Annotated in this window: 11 protein-coding genes; 5 read left to right on the forward strand and 6 right to left on the reverse strand. The window is 71.7% G+C overall.

Annotation, left to right across the window (positions count from 1 at the left end; translation table 11 throughout):
- Positions 1-84: 84 nt before the first annotated feature.
- Complete coding sequence (locus tag ACFV9H_RS39960; protein WP_385408660.1) at positions 85-1,467, reverse strand: MFS transporter; 1,383 nt, start codon at positions 1,465-1,467, stop codon at positions 85-87.
- A 324-nt stretch (positions 1,468-1,791) separates the two neighbouring features.
- Between ACFV9H_RS39960 and ACFV9H_RS39965 the strand changes: the two genes are divergently transcribed.
- Positions 1,792-2,721 (forward strand): DUF3027 domain-containing protein, encoded by a 930-nt coding sequence (locus ACFV9H_RS39965; protein ID WP_385408662.1) that lies wholly within the window; start codon positions 1,792-1,794, stop codon positions 2,719-2,721.
- A gap of 50 nt (positions 2,722-2,771) precedes the next feature.
- Here ACFV9H_RS39965 and ACFV9H_RS39970 read toward each other — a convergent pair whose 3' ends face one another.
- The 5 genes from ACFV9H_RS39970 to rfbA form a co-directional block, all read right to left on the reverse strand.
- The gene (locus ACFV9H_RS39970; protein WP_385408664.1) at positions 2,772-4,022 is read right to left on the reverse strand and encodes an acyltransferase family protein; all 1,251 of its coding nucleotides are present in this window, start codon (positions 4,020-4,022) and stop codon (positions 2,772-2,774) included.
- A 7-nt stretch (positions 4,023-4,029) separates the two neighbouring features.
- Positions 4,030-4,995, reverse strand: a complete 966-nt coding sequence (locus ACFV9H_RS39975; RefSeq protein WP_385408666.1) for an NAD-dependent epimerase/dehydratase family protein — start codon at positions 4,993-4,995, stop codon at positions 4,030-4,032.
- A gap of 231 nt (positions 4,996-5,226) precedes the next feature.
- Positions 5,227-6,123: a glycosyltransferase family 2 protein gene (locus ACFV9H_RS39980; protein ID WP_385408668.1), complete on the reverse strand. Its 897-nt coding sequence runs from the start codon at positions 6,121-6,123 to the stop codon at positions 5,227-5,229.
- A 53-nt stretch (positions 6,124-6,176) separates the two neighbouring features.
- Positions 6,177-6,782: a dTDP-4-dehydrorhamnose 3,5-epimerase family protein gene (locus tag ACFV9H_RS39985; RefSeq protein WP_385408670.1), complete on the reverse strand. Its 606-nt coding sequence runs from the start codon at positions 6,780-6,782 to the stop codon at positions 6,177-6,179.
- Entirely contained in the window at positions 6,779-7,654 is an 876-nt protein-coding gene (gene rfbA, locus ACFV9H_RS39990; RefSeq protein ID WP_385408672.1) for a glucose-1-phosphate thymidylyltransferase RfbA, read from the reverse strand. Before rfbA ends, ACFV9H_RS39985 begins: the two co-directional genes overlap by 4 nt.
- 138 nt (positions 7,655-7,792) lie before the next feature.
- On the opposite strand from rfbA, the gene rfbB reads away from it, so the two are divergent.
- The 4 genes from rfbB to ACFV9H_RS40010 all read left to right on the forward strand — a co-directional run bounded on the left by rfbB (position 7,793) and on the right by ACFV9H_RS40010 (position 11,965).
- Positions 7,793-8,770, forward strand: coding sequence for a dTDP-glucose 4,6-dehydratase (gene rfbB / locus ACFV9H_RS39995; protein WP_385408674.1), 978 nt, complete (start codon positions 7,793-7,795; stop codon positions 8,768-8,770).
- Positions 8,767-10,083, forward strand: a complete 1,317-nt coding sequence (locus ACFV9H_RS40000) for a lipopolysaccharide biosynthesis protein (RefSeq protein ID WP_385408676.1) — start codon at positions 8,767-8,769, stop codon at positions 10,081-10,083. The genes rfbB and ACFV9H_RS40000 overlap by 4 nt, the downstream gene beginning before the upstream one ends.
- A 63-nt stretch (positions 10,084-10,146) precedes the next feature.
- A complete protein-coding gene (locus ACFV9H_RS40005; protein WP_385408678.1) occupies positions 10,147-10,377 on the forward strand; it encodes a hypothetical protein in 231 nt (76 codons plus the stop codon).
- 127 nt (positions 10,378-10,504) lie between these two features.
- Positions 10,505-11,965 (forward strand): flotillin family protein, encoded by a 1,461-nt coding sequence (locus ACFV9H_RS40010; RefSeq protein ID WP_385408680.1) that lies wholly within the window; start codon positions 10,505-10,507, stop codon positions 11,963-11,965.
- Positions 11,966-12,270: the final 305 nt, after the last annotated feature.

Raw genomic sequence — 12,270 nt, forward strand, 5'->3', positions numbered from 1 at the left:
ACAGCGGCTGGATTGCCCGGAGGGCAATTCCAGCCTCGCCGGCGTTTGAGGCGCGGGGTCTGGGGCGGAGCCCCAGCAGCGGCGCTAGGCGACGCGGGGGCGGGGGGTGCCCGGGTGGTGGCGGGGGGCGGCGAGGAGGCCGCGGTAGGCCATGGTGGTGCCCAGGGCGACCGTCCCCGCGGCTACGGACATGCCCAGGACGCCGTTCAGCGGGAGGGCGATGCCGATCGCCCCGCCCAGCACCCACGCCACCTGGAGCAACGTCTCCGAGCGGGCGAAGGCGGAGGTGCGTACGGCCTCCGGGACGTCCCGCTGGATCATCGCGTCCAGCGAGAGCTTCGCCAGCGCCTGGCAGAAGCCCGCCGTGGCGCCCAGGACGGCCATGAACAGCCCGCTGAAGAAGACCGCCGCCAGGATCGCGACACCGAGGGTGAGGGAGAGGACGGCCGCGATGATCGCCTCCGGCGCGCGGGCCCGCAACCACGCGCCCACCGCCGTGCCGCACGCGTTGCCGACGCCCGCCGAGACGGCCACGATGCCCAGCGACACCGCCGCGCTCTGCCCGCCCAGCGGGTGCTCGCGCAGCAGGAACGCGAGGAAGAAGATCAGGAACCCGGACAGCCCGCGCATGGAGGCGTTGGCGAGGAGCCCGCACAGCACCGAGCGGCTCACCGTCCGCAGGCCCGGCCGCTTCGAGTGCGCCTCGTGCGTGGACAGTCGCGCCCGGCGTTCGCCCTCCGCCATGTCGACCTTGTGCGGCAGCGAGAACGCCGCGAAGGTCCCCCAGATGAAGATCGCGCAGGCCCCGTACAGCGGCCACTGCGGCCCGATCGTGTGCAGCCCGGCGCCCACCGGCGCGGCCAGGCCCGTGGCGAGCAGACCGGCCAGTGTGACCCGGGAGTTCGCCTTGACGAGTGAGAACCTGGGCGGCAGGAGGCGCGGGACCACGGCGCTGCGCACGACCCCGTACGCCTTGGACGCGACGAGGACACCGAGCGCCGCCGGGTACAGCTCCAGCCCTCCCGTGGCGACCGCGCCCGACATCAGCAGTGCCAGCAGCGCGCGGGCCAGCATCGCGGCCGCCATGGAGGCCCGTCGGCCGTGCGGCAGCCGGTCCAGCAGCGGGCCGATCACCGGGGCCAGCAGGGTGAAGGGGGCCATCGTGATGGCCAGGTACAGGGCCACCCGGCCGCGGGCCTCGTCCGTGGGGACGGAGAAGAACACCGTCGAGGCCAGCGCCACCGTGATCATCATGTCGCCGGCGCCGTTGATGGCGTGCAGTTCGATGAGTCGGCCGAGGCCCGATTCACCGGCCCCGTGCGCGTGCGTGGCCCGCCGGATCCCGCGGGCCGTCCCGGTGATCGGCATGTGCAGGGCACGCCCCAGGGCCCGGCCGGCCCGCCTGGCCGGTCCCGAGCCGTCGGCGGACGACCGTACGGGTGCCACCTGGCCATAGTGCCCCACCATGCCCGCCGGCAGCCTTCCCGGCGCGTGCTCGCCCGGGCCCATCCCGTCTCCATGTCCGCGAATCGGACCTTGCATGTGGGCCGAAGGCTTCGGAGGAGGTAGCGTGCGTAGCGCGCCACCGGCGGTTGCTCCTGGCCGCGCGCCTCTTCGCGATCCCGCAGAATGGATCGCATAAAGGTGCGCCCGGAGTCCGATCGGGTGCGGACGTCGACGCGGCCCTCTGGTCCGCTCCGCCCGCGCCACGTACGGACAGCACCGACGGGTCGTTGTGGACGACAGTACGGACGGCGCACACGTGAGACGGCGTAGGAGAGAACGAGACCAGTGAGTGCTGCGACGACGCGAAGCCGTACCCCGCGTACCCCTGCCCCCGACCGCCTGTGTGTGGAGGCGGTGGAACTCGCCCGCGCGGCGGCCGAAGAGGCCGCGTTCCCCGGGGTGGTGGGAGAGCACGTCTCCGCCGTCTCGGAGGGTGACCGCGTCGTCACTCACTTCTTCGAGTGCAAGGAACCGGGCTACCGGGGCTGGCGCTGGGCCGTCACCGTGACCCGCGCCTCCCGCGCCAAGAACGTCACCCTCGACGAAACGGTGCTGCTGCCCGGCGACGACGCGCTGCTCGCGCCGGAGTGGGTGCCGTGGAGCGAGCGGCTGCGCCCCGGCGACATGGGCCCGGGCGACCTGCTGCCCACCGACGCCGAGGACCTGCGGCTGGAGCCGGGCTGGTCGGGCGAGGACGCCCCGCCGCCGAACTCGGTGGTCTCCGCGGAGATGGCCGAGCTGGTCGAGGCGGAGGACGCGGACGTCACCGACCGCGCGGTGGTCCCGGTGCGCGGCTCCATCACCTCGGTGGCCGAGGAACTGGGCATGCGGCGTGCGCGCGTCCTGTCCCGGTACGGGCTGCACAGTGCGGCCGACCGCTGGGACGAGGGCTTCGGCGCGAAGACCCCGATGGCGCAGGCCGCGCCCGCGTCCTGCGTCTCCTGCGGCTTCCTCGTCGCGATCGGCGGCTCGCTCGGCCAGGCCTTCGGTGTCTGCGCGAACGAGTTCAGCCCGGCCGACGGCCGCCTGGTCTCCCTCTCGTACGGCTGCGGCGGTCACTCGGAGGCCGCGGTCATGCCGAAGACGCCGAGGCCCGCGCCGCCGGTGCTCGACTCGATGGCCGCGGACGAGTTCATGCTCCACCCGGCCCCCGCCGCGGACACGGGCTCGGTGCCCCCGACGGACCTCGCGTCCGAGGACCTGGGCCACTCCTAGACAGCCGGCACCACCGAACGGCCACGCCCGTGGCCGTTCGGTGGGGTGTGTCAGACGGTGACGGCCGGGGAGGACTCCGGCTCGGACCGCGGCTTCGACTCCTCGACGGCGGGCGCGGAACCGCGCTGCTTGAGCCTGCGCACGAACCAGGGAGTCCAGTTCTTCAGCTTCATCGCCTGGGACTCGATCAGGTGCCAGGACAGGGCCGCCAGCACCACCGTGCCGGCCATCGCCAGCACCAGGAAGACGGGCTTGCCGTACTTCGCGTAGCCCAGCAGGGCCAGCGCCTGCTCCACGGTGAAGCCGTAGATGTAGATCCCGTACGAGTAGTCGCGCTTGCGGCCGACCTTCTGGAACGGGCGCGGCAGCCGTACGGCGAGCCACAGCAGCAGGTAGGCGAAGGCCGGGTAGCCGAAGACGAAGACACCGCCGAAGGCGAGCGTGCCGCCGAGCACCAGGGCGCAGATCAGGGCCAGGCCGTCGTTGACCGGCACCCGGTCGCGGTACAGGTGGAACGTGGCGCCGATGAGGAACACGAAGCACAGGTGCACGATGAAGTGCACATTCATCTCGCCGAGGAACGGCACCTGCAGGTTGCTCCGCATGTCGCCCGGGATGCCGCGCACGGAGGGGGCGGTGATCCAGTCCCGCAGGATCAGGATGCCGAGGAACACGGCGGACAGCGGGACGAGCTTGCGGGCCCGGCTGAGGACGCCGGCGGCGGCCAGCACGCCGACCATCACGTAGCAGAGGATCTCGTACTTGAGGGACCACAGGGCGCCGTTGACGCTCTGGTCGAAGTTGGTTCCGCGGGCCCTTCCCTCGGCCACCACCCCGGATATGTCCCAGTGGGTGCTGGTCGAGGTGTCCCACATGCCCCGGAGGTAACCGACCGGCCCCTGGGGGTGGTTCCAGTAGCCGTCCAACGTGCCGTGCAGGTGGTGGTACAGCGCGGGCACGATGATCAGCGCCGAGACGAGGAGCGAGCCCCACAGGCCGGGCAGGATGCGCAGGGCGCGGTGCCAGGCGTAGCGGCCGGAGGTGCCGCGGGCACCACTGCCCGTGATCATGAAGCCGGACAGAACGAAGAAGCCGATGACGGCCATCTTGCCGACGTCGGTCTGCTGCCCGCTGTACCGCCACAGCGGGTCCAGGGGGCCCCATCCGGTCGGCCACACGTGCGAGAGGACGACCGACGAGGCGAGGGCCAGCCGCAGCACGCCGAAGCTGTTGGCCCGCGGCGAGTACAGCTCACCGAGGGTTCCGCGATGGCCGGGCAGGACGGATGCGCTGCGAGACATAGGGGAGTCAGGCTTCCTGGGAGACGTTGACCGGGCCTGCGGCCTGCCACAGCTCGGCGACCGCGTCGCGCAGGCTGCGGACCGGCTTCCAGCCCAGCGCCCGCTCGGTGGCGCTGATGTCGAGCTGGTGCCACTCGGTCTCGGGACCGGCGCCGTCCGGGGCGGGCACCTCCGTGATGCGCGTCGGCACGCCGCTCTCCTCGATCAGCAGCTCGACGAGCTCCCGGGCGGAAGTCGCCCTGCCCAGGCCCAGGTTGAGGACCGGCGGGCAGGGGCCCGCGGGGGTGAGGGCGGCGACGATGGCGTCGATGCCGTCCTGCAGGTGGAGGAACTCGCGCTGCGCGGTGAGCGGCATCAGCGACAGCTCCGCGCCGCCGGCGGCCTGTCCCTCGGCGAGCTTGCCGGCCATGACGCCGAGCAGGCTGTGTGCCGGCTGGCCCGCGCCGATGACGTTGCCCAGGCGCAGGACGATCGCGTCGAGGCCCTTGGCGCGGATGGTGTCGGCGATCAGCTCGGTGGCCTGGAGCTTCAGCTGCCCGTAGGCCGTCGAGGGACGCGCGGGGGAGTCCTCGGTGTAGGTCACGCCGATCGGGAAGGTGCCGTACTCGTGCACGGAGCCGATCTGCACCAGCCGCGGCGGCTGAGCCATGAGCTCGAGCGTCTCCAGCAGGCGGGTGACCATGCCGAGGTTCGCGGGGACCATCTGCTCGTCCGTCAGGCCCCACATGCCGCCCGCCGCGTTGACGACGACATCGATCCGCTGCTCCGCGAGGAGCTCGGCCAGGGCGGCCGGCGGGTCGACGGTGAGGTCGAAGGCGGCGAACTCGCCGGGCAGCGCGGAGGACGGCGTCTTGCGGGCGATGGCGAGCAGGCCGTGGCCGCGCTCGTCGAGCGTGGCGCACAGGGCCCGGCCTATGAAGCCGGTCGCTCCGAGGACGGCCACGCGGGGCAGGGAAGGGCGGGTGACTGACATGGGGTTCGGGCTCCGGGCGGTCGGGCGAATGGGGGCTGCGGTGTGTCTTTCGGATCAGGCTGCATCAGCCCCGGTCCATCGGACACCCGCCAGGTCGTCTCTTGTGTACTTGGCGGATGAAGCCCGCGCCGTTCGGTGCCGTGGATCGCAACGGAGAGGCGCGGTGCCGGGCGGCGCAGGTCTGGGGACCTCCCAGCGGTGGCTGGGGGAGCAGGATCCGGAAGGGACGGCCTAGCGGTGATCGGTACCGGTGACGTGCCGCAGCAGGGTGCGGGCGCCCTCGGACTGCCGGTTCTTCAGCGCGCCGGGCAGCATCGTCGCCGCGTGGATCCGGGAGGACAGGTGCAGCCGGGAGGCCTTCGCGGCCTTCGTCCAGCCCTGCGCGTCCAGCCGGTCCGCGACCTCCATGAAGAAGCGGTTGGCCTCCTGGAAGCGGCGGCCGGTGAACGCCTGCTGGGAGGAGATGCTGACCGCGTGCCTGCGGTACTGGAAGCACAGGGTGTCGGATATCAGCATCTGCTCCCCGGCCTGGATCAGGTCGATCTCCAGCGCGAGGTCCTGGGTGACCTCCAGGTTGTCCCGGAAGCCCGCCTTGCGGACCGCTTCGGTGCGCCAGCAGATGGACGGGAAGTACACCCAGCACCCACGCAGCAGGCTGGTCGCGAGCCGCTCGCCGCCCATCAGCAGCTCGCCGTTGACGCGGGGCGCGTACAGCCGCTTCTTGGACTGGTCGACCAGTCCCTCGGCGAGCCTGCCCTCGCCGTCGATGACCTGGACGCCGGGCTGCACCATGCCTATCCCCGGGTGCTTCGCTATCGCGGCCCGCACCGTCGCCACGTACTCGGGCAGCATGATGTCGTCGGTGCCCATCATCACGAAGTGCTCTTCGCGAACCAGGCCCAGGCACTTGCGGTAGTTGCCGGTGACGCCGAGGTTCTGCTCGTTGCGCTGGTACGAGACCCGCGGGTCGTCGAGCTCCGCGAACCAGCCGGGGACGGACGGCTCCTGGCCGTCGTCCACCACCGTGAGCCGCCAGTTCGGGTCGCTCTGGGCCAGGATGCTGCGCACCGCGGCCTGCATCAGAGCCACGTCGCCGTAGTAGGGCAGCATGATGTCGAGAGTGCTCATGTGTGGCGTACCAGGGCTTTCGGGAAGACGGGACTGGGCAGGAGTCGGAGGGCTCAACCGCCGTCGCGCAGCGACCGGCGGTAGCGCAGGCACTCTTCGTAGTCCGGCAGCAGGCCGGTCTCGATCGCCTCGGCGAGCGAGGGCGCGGCCGCGTCGCGGGCCGACAGCTGGGCAGCGGCACCGGCAGGCCAGTCGATCGCCAGGTCCGGGTCGAGCGGGTGGACCGAGTGCTCCGCGGCGGGGTTGAAGGTCTCCGAGCAGATGTAGGAGAGCGTCGCGTCGTCGGTCAGCGCGCAGAAACCGTGGCCCAGGCCCTCCGAGATGTAGACCGCGCGGCGGTCCACGTCGTCGAGGCGGACGAACTCGTGCCGGCCGAACGTGGGCGATCCCACACGCAGGTCCACGATCACGTCGAGGACGGCCCCGCGCACGCAGGTGACGTACTTGGCCTGGCCGGGCGGGACGTCCGCGAAGTGGATGCCGCGCACGACGTCCTTCGCCGACACGGAGAGGTTGCCCTGGGCGAGGCGCAGCGGGTGGCCGACGGCCTCGGCGAGGTGGTCGAAGCGGTACCACTCCATGAACAGCCCGCGCGGGTCGCCGTGCTGGACCGGGGTGATCTCCCAGGCGCCTTCGATGGAGAGCTCGCGGAACTTCATCGGGCGTTCTCCTCGTCGAGCAGGGCCAGCAGGTAGTCGCCGTAGCCGCTCTTCGTCAGCGGTTCGGCCAGCTCGCGCAGCTGCTCGTCGGAGACGAAGCCGGCCCGCCAGGCGGCCTCCTCGATGCAGCCGATCTTGAAGCCCTGGCGCTCCTCGATCACGCGCACGAACTCCGAGGCCTGGACCATCGAGACGAAGGTGCCGGTGTCCAGCCAGGCCGTACCCCGGTCGAGGACGGTGACCTCCAGGTCACCGTTCTGCAGGTAGGCGTCGTTGACGGCGGTTATCTCCAGCTCGCCGCGGGCGCTCGGGGTGATCGTGCGGGCGATCTCGACGACGCGGTTGTCGTAGAAGTACAGGCCCGGCACCGCGTAGCGGGACTTCGGCTTCTCGGGCTTCTCCTCGATGGAGATGACCCGGCCGTCCGCGTCGAACTCCACCACGCCGTACGCGGTCGCGTCCGCGACGGGGTAGGCGAAGACGATGCCGCCCTTGGGGTCGGTGCGCTCGGCCAGGCGCGTGCCGAGGCCGCTGCCGTGGAAGATGTTGTCGCCGAGGATCAGCGCGACCGGCTCGTCCCCGATGAAGTCCGCGCCGAGCACGAAGGCCTGCGCGATGCCCTCGGGGCGCTCCTGGACCGCGTACTGGAGGTCGAGGCCGAGCTGCGATCCGTCGCCGAGGAGCCGCTGGAACTGCTCCTGGTCCTGGGGGGTCGTGATGATCAGGATTTCGCGGATCCCCGCCATGACCAGCGTGGAAAGCGGGTAATAGATCATCGGTTTGTCGAAGACGGGGAGGAGTTGCTTCGACACGGCTCGGGTCAGGGGCCAGAGCCGGGAGCCTGTGCCGCCCGCCAGAAGAATTCCACGCATGCCTGCCACCATACGTTGCGCCCATTCGGGGCCGTTAACCCACCGGGCACGGCGGCGCACCACCGGGGTCCCCCCGCGGCTCCCTCGGGGGGCGCTGGATGCCGGTCACCCGCATGGCCCAGCTAAAGTGAAACCACTATGCGCATTCTCGTGACCGGTGGCGCCGGTTTCATCGGCTCGCAGTTCGTCCGCTCCCTCCTCTCCGCGGACCCTGCCGCCAAGATCACGGTATTCGACAAGCTGACCTACTCGGGCGTCGAGGAAAACCTCGCCCCCGTCGCGGGTCACCCCGGCTACGGCTTCGTCCGCGGCGACATCTGCGACGTCGACGCCGTCGACCAGGTGATGCCCGGCCACGACGCGGTGGTGCACTTCGCCGCCGAGTCCCACGTGGACCGCTCCATCGCCGGCGCGGGCCCGTTCGTCATGACGAACGTGGTCGGCACGCAGGTGCTGCTGGACTCCGCGCGCAAGCACGGCGTCGGCCGCTTCGTCCACGTCTCCACCGACGAGGTCTACGGCTCGATCAGCGAGGGCTCCTGGACCGAGGAGTGGCCGCTCGCGCCGAACTCCCCGTACTCCTCCTCCAAGGCGGGCTCCGACCTGCTGGCGCTGGCCTACCACCGCACCCACGGCATGGACGTCGTGGTGACGCGCTGCTCCAACAACTACGGGCCGTACCAGTTCCCCGAGAAGGTCATCCCGCTCTTCACCACGAACCTGATCGACGGCAAGAAGGTCCCGCTGTACGGCACGGGCGGCAACATCCGCGACTGGCTGCACGTCTCGGACCACTGCCGGGGCATCGAGCTGGCGCTCCTCAAGGGCCGCGCCGGCCAGGTCTACAACATCGGCGGCGGCGTCGAGCTCACCAACAAGGAGCTCACCGGCCTGCTGCTGGACGCCGCCGGCGTCGGCTGGGACATGGTCGAGCCGGTCGAGGACCGCAAGGGCCACGACCTGCGCTACTCCCTCGACATCACCAAGATCAGCGAGGAGCTCGGCTACGCGCCGCAGGTCACCTTCGAAGAGGGCCTGGCCTCCACGATCGACTGGTACCGCGAGAACCGCGCCTGGTGGGAGCCGCTCAAGGTGAAGGCCGCCCAGCAGTCGTGAACACACCGGACGTCACGGCGACCGCGACGGTGAAGCGGTCGCCGCTGGCGAGGATCGCGAGCAGCCTGCCGCCGGGCACCACCCTGGTGATCAGCGGCACGGTCGTGCTCGGGGCCGCCTCGTACGTCCACCTGATGGCGGCGGGCCACAGCCTCGACACCGAGGGCATGGCCGCCCTCTCGGTGCTGTGGACGATCCTCATGTCCGTCGGCATCGGCCTGTTCTTCCCCGTCGAACAGGAACTCACCCGGATCGTCGCCGCGCACCGCGTCGCCGGCACGGGCGTCTCCGGCGTCGTGCGCCGGCTCGCCGGACTCACCCTCGGCGTGGTCCTCCTGCTGGCCGCCGGCGTGTGGTGGGCGACCCCGCTCCTCGCCGACACCTTCTTCTACGGCCACACCGAGATGGTCGGCACGCTCGCCATGGCCTTCGCCGCCATGGCCCTCAGCAACATCTGCCGCGGCATCCTGGCCGGCCTCGGCCGCTTCGCCCCCTTCGGCTGGCAGCTGGCCATCGACGGCATCCTGCGCATCGGCCTCGCGGGGGCGTTCGCCCTCGCCGGGGTCCGCTCCCCGCTGGCCTTCGCGCTGATCCTCGTCGTGGCCCCGCTCGTCGCCGCCCTGGTCACCTCGGGCCCCGTCCTGCGCGGGCTCGGCAGGGGACCGGCGCCCCACTGGTCGGCGCTCCTCGGCGGGCTCGGCCCGCTCATCGTCTCGACCCTGCTCTCCCAGGTCGTCGTCAACGCCGCCGTGGTCAGCACCAAGCTGCTGGCGCCCACCGAGGGCGCGCTCGTCGCCGGCCTGCTGAACGCGATCGTGCTGGCCCGCGTACCGCTCTTCGTCTTCGGCTCGCTCCAGGCCTCGCTGCTCTCCGGACTGTCCTCCGCCGCGGCCGCCGGCGACCGGGCCGGCTTCTCCAGGCTGCTCGGCCGGACCTCCCTGGTGGTCACCGCGCTCGGCCTCGCCGGCGGCATCCCCGCCACCCTGCTGGGGCCGTGGCTCATCCAGGTGCTCTTCAAGGCCGAGGAAGGGCTCGGGTACGCCGCGTTCTTCTGGATCTCCGCCGGCACCCTCTTCTACATGCTCGCCATGGTGCTCGGCCAGGCCCTGCTGGTCCTGCACAAGCACCGCCTGCAGCTGCTCGGCTGGACCGTCGCCACCCTCGTCCTGATCGGCGTCACCCTGATCCCCGGCGACGTCGCCACTCGCGTCTGCCTCGCCTACACCCTCTCCTCGCTCACGGCGGTCATCGGCATGGCGGTCCCCCTGTGGCTGTCCTTCCTGCGCCGGCCGGCCGCCGCCGCGGCGGCCTGACACGCAGGAACACCGGCTCGCCGAGGAGGGCCTGGATCCGCCGCGGCGGCGTACCCTCGCGACATGGGGGACGCGGGCATGGAAATGGTGGGGATGACCGGCCGGGTGACCGGGACGGTCGGGCCGGGCCTGGTCGGCGAGGTCATCGTACGGATCCGGGGCGGAGCGGAGCACTTCCTCGCCCACCCGGTGCCGGGAGCGGGGCCGGAGCGGCTCGCCGTCGGGACGGTGGTCACGGTCGTGGAATACCAGCCACCGCGCACGGTGTACGTGATGGCCGCCTACGACAACTGAGCCGCCTCGCCGTCCGTGTGTATCAAGATGGCGATAAGAGCACGCCGATCCCTTCCCGCCAGGGGCGGGCGGGCGCAGACTCGCCCTCGTCGGTGCCGAACGGCACTGAAATAAGGGGGCGTTGCCGATGGCTATCGGCGTCGTGGCGGGGATCGTACTCGCCGCAATCGTGGCTTTGATCGGCCTGTTCAAGCTCATGTGGCGGGTGGCCGAACCCAACGAGGCACTCGTCATCTCCGGCTCCACGCACAAGACCGAGGGTCTCGGCGAGGGCATGGGGTTCCGGATCGTCACCGGGCGCGGAACGCTCGTCGTCCCGGGCGTACAGGCGGTGCGCAAGCTCTCCCTGGACCTGAACGAGACCCAGCTGTCGGTGGACTGCGTCACCCACCAGGGCATCCCGCTGCGCGTCAAGGGCGTGGTCATCTTCAAGGTCGGCGACGACCTGGTGTCCATCGCCAACGCGGCGCGCCGCTTCCTCGACCAGCAGAAGATGATGCCGGAGCGGGTGCACATCGTCTTCGCCGGCCACCTGCGGTCCATCGTGGGCGGGTTGACGGTCGAGGACATGATCCGCGACCGGGAGAAGCTCACCGGGCAGACCCGGGCGGCCTGCGGCACGGAGATGGAGAAGCTCGGCCTCATCGTCGACTCCCTCCAGATCCACGAGATCGAGGACCCGACCGGCTACATCAAGAACCTGGCCATGCCGCACGCCGCCGCCGTGCAGCGGGACGCGCGGATCGCGCAGGCCGAGGCGAACCGGCTGGCGACCGAGGCCGAGCAGACCGCGTTCGCGCGGATGGCGGAGGCCACCCGGGACAGCGAGATCCTCCAGGCCGGCTACCAGGCCGAACGCGACAAGGCGGCGGCCACCGCCCGGCAGGCGGGCCCGCTGTCGGAGGCGGCCGCCCGCCAGGAGGTCGTGGTCCAGGAGACCAAGGTCGCGGAGCTGGAGGCGCACCGGCGGGAGCAGCAGCTCCAGGCGGACGTGCGCAAGCCGGCCGACGCGAAGGCGTACGAGACCAGGACCCGGGCCGAGGCGGACCGCGACGCGCGGATCTCGGCGGCGCAGGCGAAGGCGAAGGAAACGGAGCTGGCGGCGGCCGCGGAGGCGACGCGCGTCAAGACGGCCGCGACGGCGGACGCGGCGGCGACGGAGGCCCGCGGTCTGGCGGCCGCGACCGCGACGCGGGCGACGGGTGAGGCGGAGGCGGCGGCCACGCAGGCCCGCGGTCTCGCCGAGGCGGCGGCCGCGAAGGCGAGGGGCCTCGCCGAAGCGGAGGCCATCAAGGCGCGGGCCGCCGCGCTGGCGGAGAACCAGGAGGCGGTGGTCGCGCAGCAGCTGGCCGAGAACTGGCCGGCGATCGTGGAGGCGGGTGCGGGGGCCTTCGGGAACGTGGAGCACATGGTGCTGCTGAACGGGGCGGAGGGCATGTCGGAGATGTTCGCGAAGGCCCTCTCCATGGGTGGAGCGGGCCTGGGCGTGGCCCGCCAACTCCTCGCCTCCATGTCCCAACCCCCGGCCGCGGCCCCGGACCCCACGACCCCGTCCCTGAACGGCCGCGTCCCGATCCACGAGGACTAACCACCGCCCGCGCCTCAAACGCCGGCGAGGCTGAAAGGGCCGCTCCGCGACCCCTGGGCTCCGCCCAGACCCGCGCCTCAAACGCCGGCGAGGCTGGAGTGTGCCCGGCGCCGCTGTCCAGCGCGCCCCAAAGATCCGGGGCTCCGCCCCGTACCCCGCGCCTCAAACGCCGGCGAGGCTGGAGTGTGCCCGGCGCCGCTGTCCAGCGCGCCCCAAAGATCCGGGGCTCCGCCCCGTACCCGCGCCTCAAACGCCGGCGGGGCTGGATTTTCGCCCGGCCGGACTTGGATCGTGCCGGGCTGGAT

Source organism: Streptomyces sp. NPDC059874 (assembly GCF_042731135.1).
Classification (GTDB): domain Bacteria; phylum Actinomycetota; class Actinomycetes; order Streptomycetales; family Streptomycetaceae; genus Streptomyces.